The sequence below is a fragment of the Pseudaminobacter salicylatoxidans genome (assembly GCF_003148475.1).
Lineage (GTDB): Bacteria > Pseudomonadota > Alphaproteobacteria > Rhizobiales > Rhizobiaceae > Pseudaminobacter > Pseudaminobacter salicylatoxidans.
This window is the reverse complement of record NZ_QGGG01000010.1, coordinates 90,906-106,932: the sequence shown is the minus strand read 5'-3', so window position 1 is coordinate 106,932 and position 16,027 is coordinate 90,906. Positions and strand designations below refer to the sequence as shown.

Annotated in this window: 12 protein-coding genes; 10 read left to right on the top strand and 2 right to left on the bottom strand. The window is 61.7% G+C overall.

Annotated elements, in window-relative coordinates; translation table 11 throughout:
* Nucleotides 1-46: 46 nt before the first annotated feature.
* Nucleotides 47-487 carry a hypothetical protein gene (locus C7441_RS14935; protein ID WP_109613569.1) on the top strand — a complete coding sequence of 147 codons (441 nt, stop codon included), beginning with the start codon at nucleotides 47-49 and terminating at the stop codon, nucleotides 485-487.
* A gap of 139 nt (nucleotides 488-626) precedes the next feature.
* A complete protein-coding gene (locus C7441_RS14930; RefSeq protein WP_109613633.1) occupies nucleotides 627-1,289 on the top strand; it encodes a response regulator transcription factor in 663 nt (220 codons plus the stop codon).
* Between the two features lies 1 nt (nucleotide 1,290).
* On the opposite strand, the gene C7441_RS14925 is transcribed toward C7441_RS14930, so the two are convergent.
* Nucleotides 1,291-4,782 (bottom strand): NahK/ErcS family hybrid sensor histidine kinase/response regulator, encoded by a 3,492-nt coding sequence (locus C7441_RS14925; protein WP_109613568.1) that lies wholly within the window; start codon nucleotides 4,780-4,782, stop codon nucleotides 1,291-1,293.
* Between the two features lie 221 nt (nucleotides 4,783-5,003).
* Here C7441_RS14925 and mscL point away from each other — a divergent pair, with 221 nt between their 5' ends.
* The 3 genes from mscL (at nucleotide 5,004) to C7441_RS14910 (ending at nucleotide 7,863) form a co-directional block, all read left to right on the top strand.
* The gene (gene mscL, locus C7441_RS14920) at nucleotides 5,004-5,426 is read left to right on the top strand and encodes a large conductance mechanosensitive channel protein MscL (RefSeq protein ID WP_026060546.1); all 423 of its coding nucleotides are present in this window, start codon (nucleotides 5,004-5,006) and stop codon (nucleotides 5,424-5,426) included.
* 105 nt (nucleotides 5,427-5,531) lie between these two features.
* Nucleotides 5,532-6,698, top strand: coding sequence for a pyridoxal phosphate-dependent aminotransferase (locus C7441_RS14915; RefSeq protein ID WP_109613567.1), 1,167 nt, complete (start codon nucleotides 5,532-5,534; stop codon nucleotides 6,696-6,698).
* Between the two features lie 79 nt (nucleotides 6,699-6,777).
* Nucleotides 6,778-7,863, top strand: coding sequence for a branched-chain amino acid aminotransferase (locus tag C7441_RS14910; RefSeq protein ID WP_109613632.1), 1,086 nt, complete (start codon nucleotides 6,778-6,780; stop codon nucleotides 7,861-7,863).
* Between the two features lie 85 nt (nucleotides 7,864-7,948).
* On the opposite strand, the gene hemA is transcribed toward C7441_RS14910, so the two are convergent.
* A complete protein-coding gene (gene hemA, locus C7441_RS14905; protein ID WP_026060547.1) occupies nucleotides 7,949-9,226 on the bottom strand; it encodes a 5-aminolevulinate synthase in 1,278 nt (425 codons plus the stop codon).
* A gap of 313 nt (nucleotides 9,227-9,539) precedes the next feature.
* Between hemA and C7441_RS14900 the strand changes: the two genes are divergently transcribed.
* The 5 genes from C7441_RS14900 to hydA all read left to right on the top strand — a co-directional run bounded on the left by C7441_RS14900 (nucleotide 9,540) and on the right by hydA (nucleotide 15,657).
* Nucleotides 9,540-10,283, top strand: a complete 744-nt coding sequence (locus C7441_RS14900) for a glycosyltransferase family 25 protein (RefSeq protein ID WP_109613566.1) — start codon at nucleotides 9,540-9,542, stop codon at nucleotides 10,281-10,283.
* An 8-nt stretch (nucleotides 10,284-10,291) separates the two neighbouring features.
* Nucleotides 10,292-11,629 (top strand): O-antigen ligase family protein, encoded by a 1,338-nt coding sequence (locus C7441_RS14895; protein ID WP_210205662.1) that lies wholly within the window; start codon nucleotides 10,292-10,294, stop codon nucleotides 11,627-11,629.
* Nucleotides 11,626-12,624, top strand: a complete 999-nt coding sequence (gene galE, locus C7441_RS14890) for a UDP-glucose 4-epimerase GalE (protein ID WP_109613564.1) — start codon at nucleotides 11,626-11,628, stop codon at nucleotides 12,622-12,624. Before C7441_RS14895 ends, galE begins: the two co-directional genes overlap by 4 nt.
* An 87-nt stretch (nucleotides 12,625-12,711) precedes the next feature.
* The gene (locus C7441_RS14885) at nucleotides 12,712-13,962 is read left to right on the top strand and encodes a D-amino acid dehydrogenase (RefSeq protein WP_109613563.1); all 1,251 of its coding nucleotides are present in this window, start codon (nucleotides 12,712-12,714) and stop codon (nucleotides 13,960-13,962) included.
* Between the two features lie 237 nt (nucleotides 13,963-14,199).
* Nucleotides 14,200-15,657 (top strand): dihydropyrimidinase, encoded by a 1,458-nt coding sequence (hydA, locus tag C7441_RS14880; RefSeq protein WP_109613562.1) that lies wholly within the window; start codon nucleotides 14,200-14,202, stop codon nucleotides 15,655-15,657.
* Nucleotides 15,658-16,027: the final 370 nt, after the last annotated feature.

Below are 16,027 nucleotides of genomic sequence, written 5' to 3'. Positions count from 1 at the left end.
CGCAAATAGCGACCAGCCTGTCAGGGCTCGCGAATGGAGATGATATATGCGTTGCCTAGCCATTGCCGTCGCGGCGGCTTGCCTGTCGCAGACCGTGACCGGGGCGAGCGCCTCCGAGGATCGCTACCGTTTGGAAAAGAAGGACGGTGGCTATGTCCGCATGGACACGCAAACCGGAGCGATGTCGCTGTGCGAGGAGCGCTCGGGACAACTGGTCTGCAAGCTCGCCGCCGACGAGCGTGACGCCTATCAGAGTCAGATCGAGCAGTTGCAGGGCTCGCTTAAGACGCTCGAAGATCGGGTAACCGCACTCGAAAAGGGACGCGTCGCCGTGCCCGCGCCCGGCCTTCCCAGCGAGGAAGAATTCGAAAAAGGCATGGGTTATATGGAGCGCTTCTTCCGGCGCTTCATGGGGATAGTGAAGGATTTCGAGCAGGAAGAGAACAAGCCCGGCCAGAACCAGCCGGCAGATCCCAACAAGACCTGACGCGGGTTTTGCAGGCGGGATGGCTGGATGAGCGCTCCGGCCACGCTTCCTGCTTGAAATTCGACCTTCCCTCGCCGCATAATTGCGCGCTGATCCCGCGACCAACAACAACGACGAGCGAGGATTGTGGGAGGGCCATTTGCCGTCAGGCTACAAATTCGTGATTGCGGACGATCACCCGCTTTTCCGGGGGGCGATGAAGCAGGCGCTGCTGGGTGTCGGCGATGTGACGACCATTCTGGAAGCCGGGGATTTCGAATCGACCAAGGCCCTTGTCGCGGCCAATGAGGATATCGACCTGTTGCTGCTCGATCTTTCCATGCCCGGCACGAGCGGCCTGTCGGGCCTGATTTCGCTGCGCGGTATCCATGCGGCCCTGCCGATGGTCGTGGTGTCCGCGCACGACGATCCCGAAACGATCCGGCGTGCGCTGGAGCTTGGCGTTTCCGGCTTCATATCCAAGTCGGCCAGCATGGAGGAAATCCGCGAGGCGGTGCAGACCGTGCTTTCCGGAGGTATCGTCGCGCCGGCCGGCATCGATCTCGGCGTTGAACGCGATCCCGAGATTTCCGACCTCATCAAGCGCCTGCAATCGTTGACGCCGCAGCAGGCGCGCGTGCTTGGAATGCTGGCGGAAGGCCTGCTCAACAAGCAGATCGCCTATGAATTGTCAGTGTCGGAGGCGACCATCAAGGCGCATGTCTCCGCGGTGTTGCAGAAACTCGGTGTCGACAGCCGCACGCAGGCGGTGATCCTGCTGTCTCGGATCGGCGGCGATTCGCTGGCCGCAGCCGTGCAGTAATTTATTCGGCTGCGGGGGCCATGCGCCGCAGGCGCATCATCATGGAGCGCAGCACGGCCGGCTTGACAGGCTTGTTGATGACCGGGACGTCCGACATTTCCGCGGCCGTGCGCACTTCGTTTGAGCGGTCGGCGGTGAGGAGAACCGCTGGTATGTCCTTGTCGTAGCGACCGCGCAGTTGTGCGATCACGTCGAGGCCGTTTTCCCCGTCGAGGTGGTAGTCGGCAAGGATCAGGTCGGGTCGCCCGGCCGGCGGCACGGTCTCGATGGCGCGTGAGCCTGAATAGGTTTCGACCTTGCAGCCCCAGCCCTCCAGCAGCATGCGCATGCCTTCCAGAATGCGCGGGTCGTTGTCGACGCACAGGACGTTTAGTCCGTTCAGCACGGCTCCCGCCACGGGTTGCGGCTTGCTCTCCGCCGGCGGGCTTTCCTGCGCCGCCTGCGTGACCGGCAGGATGACGGAAAAGCGCGTGCCGTTTCCGGCTTCGGAGAACATGCGCAGTTCCAGTCGCAGCACGCGGGCGATGCGGTCCACGATCGAGAGGCCAAGCCCCAGCCCCTGCGCCTCGCGCGCGCCTTCGTCCAGGCGGGTGAATTCGCGGAACACCGTGTTCAGCTTGTCGGCGGGAATGCCGATGCCGGTGTCGATGACCTGGATTTCGGCCAGGTCGCCGCGTCGTCTCACGCCCACCACGATGCGGCCGCTGCGCGTATATTTGATGGCGTTGGAAACAAGGTTCTGCACCAGCCTCCGTAGCAGGTTGCGGTCCGTTTTCACCGCCAGCGATGAAGGCACGATCACAAGGTCGAGCTTCTTTTCGGCCGCCAGCGGCTGGAAATCGGTGGCGAGCTGGCGCAGCAGGCCGTCGAGACGGAACACGGTATCGACCGGCTTCATCGCGCCTGTGTCGAGACGTGAAATGTCGAGCACCGCGCCGAGAATGGTTTCTACCGATTCCAGCGAGGATTCGATATTGGCAACGGCGCCGCCGACCGGGTTCTTGCCGGCGGTTTCGAGCAGCGACGAGCAATAGAGCCGTGCCGCATTGAGCGGTTGCAGGATGTCGTGGCCGGCGGCGGCGAGGAAACGCGTCTTGCCGAGATTGGCTTCCTCGGCCAGCATCTGCGCCTGCGCCAACTCTTCATTCACACGCGTGAGTTCGACCGTACGGTCGCGCACGCGCTGCTCCAGCGATTCGTTTGCGCGCTTGAGCGCCAGATCCGCCGCGACCCGCGCTGATACATCGGCATAGGTGGCGACGATGCCGCCGTCCGGCATCGGGTTGGAGCGCAATTCGATGATGCGGCCGCTGCTGCGCAGATCGAGCTGCCAGGGACTTTCGAAATTGGTGAGGCGGTTCAGCACGGCACGGCGCGTTTCCGGCGTGATGTCGCCGCGCGCGACCAGGAAACGCAAGATGTGATCCAGCGAGACGCCGACCTGGCCCATTTCGTCGGGCAGGTCGAACAGTGCGCGGTACTGCCTGTTCCAGCAGGTCAGCCGGAAGTCCTTGTCGAAGACGGTGATGCCCTGTTCCATCTGGTCGAGCGCGATCTGCAGCAGGTCGCGATTGTGCTGCAGCGCTTCCGTGGCGTCGTCGAGCAGGCGGAAGGTATCGCGCGAGGCGCTGTCATGGCGCTTGAACAGCAGCGACAGGACGAGGCGCGCCGAGGAGGAGCCGACCGCGCTGGCAAGCAATTGCTCGGAAAAGCGTACCACCTCCATGCTGGCCTGTTCATTGCCATGCAGTTGCACGCCATTGTCGATCTCGAAGCGCTGGAAGGAACGCTCCGCACGCTCGACGCCGAGGTAGCGCGAGATCGTGTCCTTGAGGTCGTTGACTGTCACGGCCGTGCGGAAGCGGCGCAGGCTCGGCATCGGGCTGGTGTCGCGTGGCACGAAGATCGCAGCCTGGATGCGCTCCAGTGGCACCGACGCGCGCGACAGCGATCCCAGCACGAAGAACAGCGTGTTGATGGCAAGGCTCCACATCACGCCATGGTTGAGCGGTTCGGCGACCGTGCCGAAAAGCGATTGCGGCCGTAGCGCCTGCAAGCCGAACAGGCCATTGGCGATGATCGGTGTTTCGGGCGGCACCAGCGAGGGCAGCAGCAGCGTGTAGGCCCACACCCCAATGCCGGCGATCATACCGAGCGCCGCGCCGCGCGCATTCGCGCCACGCCAGATCATGCCGCCGATGAAGGACGGCGCGAACTGCGCGATTGCCGCGAACGACATCAGACCGATCGAGGCAAGCCGGGCGTTGTTGGTGCTTTCGCGATAATAGAGGAAGGCCGCGAACAGGATGATGAAGATCGAGGCGCGCCGGATATTCAGGATCAGTGCCGACCAGTCCTCGCTTGCGCCGGCTTCGGATTTCATCAGGCGGCGCAGGAAAAGCGGGATGACGAGGTCGTTGGAAATCATGATCGCCAGCGCCACGCTTTCCACGATCACCATGGCGGTTGCCGCCGACAGGCCGCCGATGAAGGCGATCATTGCCAGCAGGTCGCGGCTGGCGAACAGCGGCACAGAAAGCACGTAAAGGTCGCTGCTGGTGCGGTCGCCCACCATCACCAGGCCGGCGAAGGCGATGGGCAGCACGAACAGGTTGATGGCCACCAGATAGAGCGGGAACACCCACGTCGCCTTGCGCAACTCGCTCTCGCTGCGGTTCTCCACGATCATCACGTAGAATTGCCGTGGCAGCATGATAATGGCGAAACCGCTTATGACGATGGTGACCAGCCAGGTGCCGAGCGAGGTCGAATAGGACAGCGACCGCCCCACTTCCGCATTGGCGGCGAAAGCCTCGATCATCCTTGAGGGGCTGCCGAACAGGAAGAAGGTGACGACGATGCCGACCGTAAGGAAAGAGGCGAGCTTGACCACCGATTCGACCGCGACCGCCAGCACCAACCCGTCCTGATGCTCTGTGGCGTCGGCGTGCCGTGTGCCGAACAGTACGGCAAACACGGCCAGCAACATGGCCACGATCAGCGAGATGTCGCTGACGAAGGGGTCGAAGGAAGGCGGCGCCCCGTTATAGTGCTCGACCATCAGGCTGACCGAGCCTGAGATCGCCTTGAGTTGCAGGGCGATATAAGGCACCGCGCCGATGGTCGCGATCAGCGTGGCAATGCCTGCCACGGCAAAGCTCTTGCCATAGCGCGCGCCGAGAAAATCGGCCACGGAGGTGATCTTCTCCGCTTTGGCCAGCTTGACGATACGCTTCAGGAGAGGAAAGCCGAAGGCGAAGACAAGGATCGGGCCGATATAGATGGCCAGGAACTCGACCCCGCGACCGGATGCCTGGCCGACGGAGCCGAAGAAGGTCCAGGACGTGCAATAGATGGCGAGGCTGAGGGCATAGATGCCGGGGCGCGACAGGCCCGCGCGCCGGCGCGCGGCACGGCGGTCGCCAATGCTGGCAATGCCGAAAAGCAGCGTCACATAGGCGACCGCTATGATGACGACGACCCAGCCCTGCACGCTTTCTGTTCCTCCCGGCTTTCGCTTGCCATGCGTTTAAGGAGGCAAGCACAGCTAACTCCGCCTGTCCATCAGCCGTTGGAAGCTATTGGGGAAGGTGTGATGCTGTCGGAAGAAACGTGCATTTTCAGCATTTTGCAATTCAGGGTTTTTGTTATGATGCATGCGTTGGCCGTTCGCGAGGGCGGATTGGCGCGGCTGCGATCACCAAGGAGGGACCGGTGCTAAAGGAATTCCAGGAGTTTATCTCCAAGGGCAATGTTATGGACCTTGCCGTTGGCGTCATCATCGGCGGCGCGTTCGGCCTGATCGTCAACTCGCTGGTCGGCGACATCATCATGCCGATCGTCGGCGCCATTTTCGGCGGCTTTGATTTTTCCAACTATTTCCTGCCGCTGTCGTCGAGCGTTACCGCCGACACGCTGGCGGAAGCCAAGAAGCAAGGCGCCGTGTTCGCCTATGGCAACTTCATCACCGTGGTGATCAATTTCATCATCCTGGCCTTCATCATTTTCATGATGGTCAAGGGCGTGAACAATATGCGTCGCCGGCTTGTCGCCGAAAAGGCGGCCGAGCCTGCCGCACCTGCGCCCGATGTGGTGCTGCTGACGGAAATCCGCGACCTTCTGGCCAGCCGGAAATAGTTCTGGGGCAATGGAAGTTTCAAAACCCCGGCACGATTCCGGGGTTTTCTGTTTGCGCTTCGGGCAAAACCGGCTAGCAATTTCTTGTCATTGCAAGGATCAGCCATGTCTCTTGTCGAGAGTCTTCGCCCCGAGGCACGTCTTGCCCCGGAAAGCGGCATTGTTGCCGTCGCCAATTACGGGCGTGGCCGCGAAGGGCTCATTCCGCTCTGGGTAGGCGAGGGCGACCTGCCGACGCCGGCTTTCATTTCGGATGCGGTGACGAGGGCTCTTGCGGCCGGGGAGACTTTCTACACCTGGCAACGCGGTATTCCCGAACTGCGCGCCGCGCTGGCGCGCTACCATCAGCGGCATTTCGGCCGTTCATTCGCGGAGGAGGAATTCCTGGTCACTGGCGGGGGCATGCAGGCAATACAGCTTGCTATCCAGGCCACGGCCGGCGCTGGCGACGAGGTGATCTATCTTTCGCCGGCATGGCCGAATTTCGCCGGTGCCGCCGGCGTTGCCGGTGCGCAACCGGTGGCCGTCATGCTGGATCAGTCCGGCAATGGCTGGTCCTGCGACGTCGGCAAGATCGAGGCCGCGATAACCGGCCGGACCAGGGCGATTTTCCTCAACAGCCCGTCCAACCCGACAGGCTGGACCGCCGACCTCGAGACACTGAAGGCAATCCTCGATATCGCGCGTCGGCACAATCTCTGGATCGTCGCCGACGAGATCTATGCGCTGTTCTATTATGGCGGCCCGCGTGCGCCATCCTTCATGGACATCATGGAGGAGGAGGACCGCATCCTTTTCGTCAATACATTTTCCAAGAACTGGGCGATGACCGGCTGGCGCATCGGATGGTTACGCGTTCACCCATCGCTGCAGCAGGTGTTCGAGAATCTCATCCAGTATTCCACCTCGGGCGTCGCGCCTTTCATGCAGCGCGGCGCCGTCGCGGCGCTGGAGGAGGGGGACGGCTTTCTGAAGTCCCAGATCGAACGGGCGCGGCAGGCGCGCGACCTTGTCTGCAACATTCTCGGCGAAACCGGGCGGGCGCGCATCGACGCCCCGCAGGGAGCGTTCTATCTGTTCTTTTCGATCGATGGCGTCGAGGATTCGCGTTCTGCCGCATTCGAGATCGTCGACAAGGCCAATGTCGGCCTCGCGCCGGGTACTGCCTTTGGTCCGGGCGGCGAAGCCTACTTCAGACTCTGTTTCCACCGCCGCCTCGATCAGCTTGAAGAGGCCGCCACGCGCGTGGCCGCGTGGATAAAGCGCAGATGATTTCGTTTCAGTGCGGTTGCGGAGCCTTGCCGGAGTGGACTATGCAGTCTCCAACCGCGATACCGGGAAAGTACATCCGATGACAGACAATCAATCCTTCAAACTCACAAAGCATCCTTCGCCGACCTCGCCGGAAAAGCGCGCGGCGCTGATGGAGAATCCGGGCTTTGGCAAGATTTTCAGCGACCACATGGTGACCATGAGCTGGAATGCCGAGCAGGGCTGGCACAATGGCGAGGTCAAGGCGCGTGCGCCTTTTGCCATCGATCCGGCCGCGGCCGTGCTGCACTATGCGCAGGAAATCTTCGAGGGCATGAAGGCCTACCGCACCAAGGACGGCATCGCGCTGTTCCGCCCGGAGGAGAATGCCCGGCGCATGGCCATGTCGGCCGAGCGCATGGCCATGCCGGCTATTCCGGAAAAGCTGTTCATCGAAGCGGTCGAGGCGCTCGTGCGCGCCGATGCCGACTGGATCCCCGAAGGCGACGGCAGCCTTTACATCCGACCGTTCATGTTTTCCAGCGAGCCATTCCTCGGCGTGCGCCCGGCTTCGGACTATATTTTCTGCGTCATCGCCTCGCCGGTGGGCGCTTACTTCAAGGGCGGTTACAAGGCCGTGACCGTCTGGGTTTCGGACGACTACACGCGCGCGGCCCCCGGCGGCACCGGCGCTGCCAAGTGCGGCGGCAACTATGCCGCCAGCCTGATCGCGCAGGCCGAGGCGACCAGGAACGGTTGCGACCAGGTGGTGTTCCTCGATGCGGTCGAGCATCGCTGGGTCGAGGAACTGGGTGGTATGAACGTGTTCTTCGTGATGGACGACAACAGGCTGGTCACGCCGCCGCTGGGTGGAACCATCCTGCCCGGAATCACCCGTGCCTCGATCATCAAGCTGGCGCAGGAAGCAGGCCTGACGGTCGAGGAAAAGCCCTATTCCTTCGAGGAATGGCGCAAGGACGCGGAGAGCGGCAAGCTGCGCGAGGCTTTTGCCTGCGGCACGGCGGCGGTCGTGGCCGGTATCGGCTCGGTGCGCTTCAAGGACGGCTCGTTCTCGATCGGCAACAGCGGTGATGGCGAAGTGACCGCCAGGTTGCGCGCCAATCTCGTCGGCATCCAGCGCGGCAGTGTCGATGACGCGCACGGCTGGGTGCACGTGGTGCGCTGAAGCGCGACCCATCGTTTTGTGGAACGAAGAAGGCCCGGTCGAATTTCGACCGGGCCTTCTTTCATTCCGGGGTTTGCCGTGCCGCTCAGCCGCCCGATTTCGGTACCAGCAGCGGAATGATCCGTTCTGACTTGGCCACGGACGGCTGATCCGAAGTGCGATAGGGAATACCCAGTGCATTCCAGGTTTCGACCAGCGCGTCCTTGAGCGTCTCGATCAATGCGTCGTCATGGAAGGGGGTGGGCGTGATGCGCAGCCGCTCCGTCCCACGCGGCACGGTCGGGTAGTTGATCGGCTGGATATAAATGCCGTGGACACCGAGCAGGCGGTCGGACGCCATCTTGCACAGCTCCGGATCGCCGACCAGCACCGGCACGATATGCGTCTCCGACGGCATCACGGGCAGGCCGGCGTCGCCGAGGATCTTCTTGGTCTGCGCGGCTTGGCGCTGCTGCGCATCGCGCTCGACCTGCGAAGTCTTCAGGTGGCGGATGGAAGTGGCAGCGGCCGCGGCGATCGCCGGCGGCAGGGCGGTGGTGAAGATGAAGCCCGGCGCATAGGAACGCACCGCATCGATTATTGCGCTCGACCCGGTAATATAGCCGCCCAGCGTGCCGAAAGCTTTCGCCAGCGTGCCCTCGATGATGTCGATGCGGTGGGCAAGGCCGTCGCGCTCGGTGATGCCGCCGCCACGCGCGCCATACATGCCGACCGCATGGACCTCGTCGATATAGGTCATGGCGTTGTATTTGTCGGCCAGATCGGCAATCGCCTCGATCGGCGCAATGTCGCCATCCATCGAATAGACCGACTCAAAGACGATCAGCTTGGCACGTTCGCGCCCGGCGGCCTGCAGCAGGCTTTCCAGATGGGCCACATCATTGTGGCGGAAGATTTTCTTTTCCGCTCCGGACCGGCGCACGCCCTCGATCATCGAGGCGTGGTTCAGTTCATCCGACAGAATCAGGCAGTTCGGAAGGAGCCGGGCAATCGTCGAGATCGACGCTTCGTTCGAGACGAATCCGGAGGTGAAGACGAGGCCGGCTTCCTTGCCATGCAGGTCGGCGAGTTCATGCTCGAGTTCGACCAGCGGATGGTTGTTGCCGGAAATGTTGCGGGTACCGCCGGCGCCGGAGCCCATATGGCCGGCTGTGTTCTGGAAAGCTTCGACCACGCTCGGGTGCTGGCCCATGCCGAGGTAATCGTTGGAGCACCAGACGGTGATTTCCTGGACCTGGCCGTTCGCCCGGTAGAGGGCGCGCGGGAACTTGCCGACGATACGTTCCAGATTGGCAAAGACGCGGTAGCGTCGTTCGGCGTGAAGCTGGTCGATCGCTTCTTCGAAAAATCGCTGATAATTCATCATGGCTTCCCGGATTTCGGCAGGATCATAATGATGGCATGCTTTCCCGTCTATTCCATGAAATCGGGCAAAATGCCACGCCACCTTTGGTCGAAACATAGGGCTGTGTTAGCTGCTTGCCTTGATCCATGTCAAAAAAATGCGGTGGACGCACAGCACGACCGTGGATGGCATGCAGAAGGGTCCGATCCACAGTTTCCGGACTCGTCCGAAATGACTTTCCGATCGCGCGGTTCTTCGGATATGTAACTGGAATGTAGCCACCGTTGACGCGCATGGGCGGCAATGAAGCAACAGAAAAGAAAACTTTGAAATGCTGCCAATACTTGTCATAAACCTTGAGAGATCACGGGAGAGATGGGAGAAAATAGCTGAAAGCGGAAAGCGCGCAGGGTTGGCGATCGAGCGGGTCCCGGCTGTCGAAGGCGCCAGCATTCCTCCCGAGGCCCGGCCGGATTTCGATCCGGTGATGTTTCGACGCAACCATGGCGCGGTCGTGCTCGATGGCGAATATGGATGCTATCGCAGCCATCTGAGCGCGCTGCAAAGCATCGTCGACAACGGCTACGAACTGGCAGTGATTGCCGAAGACGATATTCAGCTTGCGGGTGATCTGGACAAGCGGGTCGAAGCCATCTTCGAAGCCTGTCCGCAAATGCAGCTTCTCAAGCTGGTCAATCATCGTATCAAGGGCTTCATCAGCTACGGTAAATCGGCGCTGGGCGACGAGTTCGGCAGGTGCATTCATGGGCCGCAGGGCTCAGGCGCCTGCTATGCGGTCACACAGGAGGGCGCACGGCAGCTTTTGCGCGCCCTTGCGACGATGGTACTGCCCTTTGATGTGGCCCTGGAGCGTGGCTGGGCTACCGGCGTGAAAACTTTCACCGTGCGTCTTCCTCTTGTCGCATTTGAGGATACAAGTCGGGCCGACACGACGATCGCGACCCGGAAAGACTATTCCGGCGCGAAACTGCCAACGCTGATGCGGGTTAGCGTTTTGTTTTTCCGGGCGCGCGAATATGTCTCGCGATCTGTCTATGCAATGAGTGGGAAATGAACACGATCATGGACCGCCCCGTCCTCAGGATCCTTGAAAACACCTGCATTGTCGTTCTGTTTCTCGTACTGGTTTCCGCCGCCTGGGTGGAGAAGGACAGCTATCGCTATGTCGCGATCACCCTCGTCCTGTGGGGGCTCGTCGCCTATGTCCGGGCCGATTTCAAGCCGTCGATAGGCTGGGCAGGCTTTGCCTGCATTGGATGGGCGTCATTCGTCGCAATACGTTATGTCGTGCTGTACATGAACCCTACAGTCCGTACCTATGGCGGTTCCGAAGGGATTTACCTGTTGCCGATCTTCTACATCACGGTCGGCTATATGATGTTCCGCTATTGGAAGTTTCTGAATCTCACGATCGTGCTGTTCATGCTCATCAGCCTGGCCATGGCGGCGATCACCTTGGACGGGATTTCGGTGTTCGACAGCGAACATCATGCATTCCTGATGATGAAGAATACCATCCACAGTTCGGTGGGCGCGGGGTTCCTCATTCTGGCGGCGCTCAATTTCAGCCGCTACGCCTACAAGCATGTCGCGGACGCCAGGCGTCGGTATGTCTATGAGGCGATTTCTTATCTCATTATCGCACTGTGCTTCGTCGGGCTCTATGGCGCAAAGTCCAAAGGGGTCTGGGCCGCGATGGCAATTGCACTCGTCGCGCAGGGATTGCTCGCGATACCCCGGATAAAAGGTGCGCGAGGCTGGGTGGCCGCAGGCGGATTCGCCGCCGCGCTGGTAGCTTTCGCCATCGTTCTGGATGGGGGCATCTGGAAGACGCTCGGTCCGACCTATGCCAGCGCCGACAGCATCGTGGGAGACATGGTCCGCAACGGCCAGCCGATTGACGCGGTGCAGGCGGCCATTGCGTCAGGCACTGTCCCAAGCAGCATGAACATTCGCCTCATGCTGTGGTCCAATGCGCTTGAGGTCTGGTCGCACAACATCCTGTTCGGCAGCGGTATCGCGTGGAAAGACCTGTGGGCTCATACGCAGTACCGGGATGTCGGCTTCGACCTCATCCACAACGGCTATCTGGAAGTTGCCGTCAGGTACGGGCTGCTGGGCTTGGCCTTCTATATCGGGCTCTATGCATGGGCGATCGCAAACGTACGATCGGCGTACAAAAACGACCTCATCCCACGCGAGGCCTTCGATTTCTATATCGTCTCGATGGTGTTTTTCCTGGTCACCATCTTCACCAATTCCAACAATCGCCTCGCCATCGGCGAGAGCTATATGATGGTTGCCGCCGCTTTCGGGTTCTGCTGCTTCTATTCGCTTCAGCAGACCGCCCGACAAAGGGTGGCTGTTGCGAATTATGCACAAGCCGGGGCTGACGCATGAGTGTTCTGGTAACCGGCGGCGCCGGCTACATCGGCAGCCATATGGTGTGGGAGTTGCTGGACGCCGGCGAACAAGTCGTCGTTGTCGATCGCCTTTCCACCGGTTTCGACTGGGCGGTCGCGCCTGAAGCCACGCTGGTGACGGGCGACATCGGCGACGATGCGCTGATCGACACGGTGATTCGGGAGCATGAAGTCGATTCCGTCATCCATTTCGCCGGATCGGTCATCGTGCCGGAGTCTTATGCCAACCCGCTTGTCTATTACGAGAACAACACCTGCAAGACGCGTTCGCTGATCGACGCGGCGGTGCGCGGGACCGTGCGTAACTTCATCTTTTCCTCGACCGCGGCCGTCTACGGAGCCGTAGGGCTGGAGCCCTTGCGCGAGGATACACGGCCGGCGCCGGAGTCGCCCTACGGCCTTTCGAAGCTGATGAGTGAATGGATGCTGCGCGATGCGGCCGCCGCGCATGGTCTCCGCTATACGGCGCTGCGCTATTTCAACGTCGCCGGTGCGGACCCGCATGGCCGCACAGGGCAATCCACATCGGGCGCGACCCATCTCATCAAGGTCGCCTCCGAAACCGCGCTGGGCAAGCGTTCGGGCATGAAGGTGTTCGGCACCGATTACGCGACGCCCGACGGCACCTGCGTGCGCGATTACATCCACGTCTCCGATCTTGTTGCTGCGCATCGGCTCGCGCTGCAGAGGCTGCGCGATGGCGGCGGCAATCTTGTTGCCAATTGCGGCTACGGTCGCGGGTATTCCGTGCTCGATGTCGTGGAGAGTGTGCGCCGCGTCCACGGGCGCGATTTCGAGGTAACGATGGATGCCCGCCGGCCCGGCGATCAGCCGTCGGTTATTGCGGATGCGGGCCTTGCCCGCAGGGAGTTGGGCTGGGTGCCGGTGCGGGACGATCTCGATGCCATCGTGGGCGATGCGCTGGCATGGGAGCGCATGCTGTCCGGCAAGAATTCGGTGCACCGCGCTTGACGCGGCAATCCGGCAAGCAAATGGAGCGTGAGTGACGACCAAAGAGCGTCGTCACGTTCCGGCGGTATTGGCGAGGGGGTGATTTCCATGAAGATTCTGGTGCTGGGCGCCGGCGTGGTCGGTACGGCGGCCGCTTACTATCTGGCGCGCGACGGCCATGAGGTGACTGTGGTCGAGCGCCACCCCGCGCCGGCACATGGAACCAGCTACAGCAATGCCGGGCTCGTTTCTCCCGGCGATGCCTATTCCTGGGCGTCGCCGGGGGCCTTGGCGGTGTTTCTGAAATCGCTTTACAGGCGCGATCTTGGCATCAGGGTGCGGCCAAGCCTCGATCCGGCCTTCCTGTCATGGACCTGGCGATTCCTGTTCCAGTGCACCGAGGCACGGGCGCATGCCAACACGGATGTGAAGCTGCGGCTGGCCCTTTATTCGCGCCAATGCATCAACGAGATCACCGCCGAAACCGGGATCGACTTCGATGAGCGGCGCAGGGGCATCGTCTATTTCTACCGCGACCAGAAGAGCCTCGACGCCGGCGCGAGGCATTTCCGTTACCTTGCCGAGCGAGGGCTGGAGATCGAACTGGCCGACCGCAAGCGGCTGTTCGAGGTGGAGCCGGGGCTGGCTCATTCAGGCGATCGGATCGCGGGCGGTATCTATTCACCAATCGACCAGACGGGCGATTCCAGGATGTTCGTCACGCGCCTTGCCGAACTGGCGACGGCACGGCACGGCGTGAAGTTCCTCTGCGACACCGCAGTCGAAGGGCTGGATATCGAGGCCGGGCGCGTGCGCGCGGTCCGTACCGCCAAGGGTCCGCTTACGGCAGATGCGGTGGTGCTCTCCATGGGGCCGGAAAGCGGGGTTTTCGCGCGCAAGGTTGGTGTCGACCTGCCCGTTTATCCGGTGAAGGGCTATACCGCGACGATACCGCTTGAGGACCCGGCACTGGGGCCGACCATGGGCGGTGTCGATGAAGATCGCTATGTTGCCTATTCGAGGCTCGGAAATCGCCTGCGCATGGCCTCGACCGCCGAGTTCAACGGCTTTGACCGCAGCTTCAGGCCGGATGATTTCACCCGCATGTTTCGTTCGGCGCGAGAGTTGTTTCCGGGTGCTATCGACGAAAAAAAGGCCGAGTGTTGGGCAGGCCTGCGCCCGATGATGCCCACTTCCGTGCCGGTTATCGGTCGTAGCCGCTACGACAATCTCTATCTGGACACGGGACATGGCCATGTCGGCTGGACCATGGCCTGCGGCTCGGGAAAATTCCTTGCCGATGTCGTCGCGGGCCGCACGCCGGACATCGATCCTCAAGGGCTTCTCCCCACTGCGTAAGCCCGCGAAGCCGCATCGCAGCAGGCGAAGCAATGGATTTCTTCAAGACCGCGCCGAGGCGACCAGCGCGGTCTTGTTATTTTCCGCCGCTTCCACAATCATCGACCCGGTTGGCCCAATCAATTGCCCGGTTTCGGGGCTGTCGCCCAAGCGGCAAAGCAGGCCACGTTGAACAAAAAGCGCAGCTTGGCCGAGGCCGAAGACTGCGCAAGGGGTTGAATGAGGAAGGAGTCCACCATGTCGAAAGTGATCAAGGGCGGCACCGTCGTCGCCGCGGATCGAACCTATGAGGCCGACATCCTGATCGAGGGTGAGCGCATCGCCGCGATCGGGCAGAACCTGTCCGGCGACACCGTGATCGATGCCAGCGATGCCTATATCATGCCCGGCGGCATCGACCCGCACACGCATCTCGAAATGCCGTTCATGGGCACCACGGCAGCCGAAACCTGGGAAAGCGGCACCTTCGCCGCCCTGTCGGGCGGCACCACCATGGTGGTGGATTTCGTTATTCCCGGACCCGACGGCATGCTGGCGGCTCTGGAAGAATGGGAGGGCAGAGCCACGCGGCAAGCATCGTCCGACTACTCCTACCACATGGCGGTCACCGACTGGTCCGAGCAGATATTCCACGATATGGGCAAGGTGGTCGATCACGGCATCAACACCTTCAAGCACTTCATGGCCTACAAGGGCTCGCTGATGGTGAACGACGATGAGATGTTCGCCTCGTTCCAGCGTTGTGCCGCGCTTGGCGCGCTGCCACTGGTCCATGCCGAAAACGGCGACATCGTCGCGGCCTTGCAGCAGAAATATATCGACGCGGGCATTCCTGGCCCCGAGGCGCACGCCTATTCGCGTCCGCCGGAGGTCGAGGGTGAGGCCACCAACCGCGCCATCATGATCGCCGATGCCGCCGGCGTGCCGGTCTATATCGTGCATGTCTCGTGCGAGCAGAGCCACGAGGCCATCCGGCGTGCGCGACAGAAGGGCATGCGCGTCTTCGGCGAACCGCTGATCCAGCATCTGACGCTCGATGAAAGCGAATATCAGAACCCCGACTGGATGCATGCCGCCCGCCGCGTCATGTCGCCTCCGTTCCGCGACAAAAACCATCAGGACAGCCTCTGGGCTGGCCTCGCCGCCGGTTCCTTGCAAGTGGTCGCGACCGACCATGCCGCCTTCACCAGCGAGCAGAAGACGCTCGGCCTCGATGATTTCCGCAAGATTCCCAACGGCACCGGCGGGCTTGAGGATCGCATGCCGGTGTTGTGGACGCGTGGCGTGGAAACCGGCAGGCTGACGATGAACGAGTTCGTGGCCGTTACCTCCACCAACATCGCCCGCATCCTCAATATCTATCCGCAGAAGGGAGCGATCCTGCCGGGTTCGGATGCCGATCTGGTGGTATGGGATCCGAAACTATCCAAGACGATTTCGGCCGGCAACCAGAAATCCATCATCGACTACAATGTTTTCGAGGGTATCAGGGTCAACGGCATGCCGCGTTACACGCTGTCGCGTGGCGATGTCGTGTGGTCGCATGGCCAGAATGACCAGCCGCAGCCGGGGCGCGGCAAGTTCGTCAAGCGTCGCCCGTTCCCGGCGGTCAACCAGGCACTGTCGAAGTGGAAGGAGATCACCGCGCCGCGCGCCGTGACCCGCTCGGCCGAGCATATGCCGATCGGCGTCTGAGGCGTCGCATTTGATGTCAATCCCATGCGGCCGCCGCATCCGGCAGATGCGGCGGCCGCTGTCGTCTATTGATTTTCGGTAATCCCGGGATCGGCAGCGCCGGTTGGTCATTTATGCCATGCCGCCGACCGTCTTTCGCAAGCGACGCGAAGCATAGTTTCAAGTAATCCCTGGTGCCTTGGTTGTAGAGCGCGGCCCCTTGCGAACTTTACCTTCCGCAATTGAGGGTCCCGCGATTAAATCTTTGTAATGTGCCGAAAAGCTCTAAATATGGCGACTTCACGCCCTACCTAGAATGGCATCGAATGATCCGTGGCGAGCGAAGAGCGGAAGCGCACTGACGGCTTCCGCGACGCTGGAAGGGCAGTTC

Excerpts from the sequence above, each read along its gene's own strand:
- C7441_RS14935 (WP_109613569.1), top strand. The coding sequence starts at position 47 with ATGCGTTGCCTAGCCATTGCCGTCGCGGCGGCTTGCCTGTCGCAGACC.
- C7441_RS14915 (WP_109613567.1), top strand. The coding sequence starts at position 5,532 with ATGTCTCTTGTCGAGAGTCTTCGCCCCGAGGCACGTCTTGCCCCGGAA.
- C7441_RS14910 (WP_109613632.1), top strand. The coding sequence starts at position 6,778 with ATGACAGACAATCAATCCTTCAAACTCACAAAGCATCCTTCGCCGACC.
- hemA (WP_026060547.1), bottom strand. The coding sequence starts at position 9,226 with ATGAATTATCAGCGATTTTTCGAAGAAGCGATCGACCAGCTTCACGCC.
- C7441_RS14900 (WP_109613566.1), top strand. The coding sequence starts at position 9,540 with ATGCTGCCAATACTTGTCATAAACCTTGAGAGATCACGGGAGAGATGG.
- C7441_RS14895 (WP_210205662.1), top strand. The coding sequence starts at position 10,292 with ATGGACCGCCCCGTCCTCAGGATCCTTGAAAACACCTGCATTGTCGTT.
- galE (WP_109613564.1), top strand. The coding sequence starts at position 11,626 with ATGAGTGTTCTGGTAACCGGCGGCGCCGGCTACATCGGCAGCCATATG.
- C7441_RS14885 (WP_109613563.1), top strand. The coding sequence starts at position 12,712 with ATGAAGATTCTGGTGCTGGGCGCCGGCGTGGTCGGTACGGCGGCCGCT.
- hydA (WP_109613562.1), top strand. The coding sequence starts at position 14,200 with ATGTCGAAAGTGATCAAGGGCGGCACCGTCGTCGCCGCGGATCGAACC.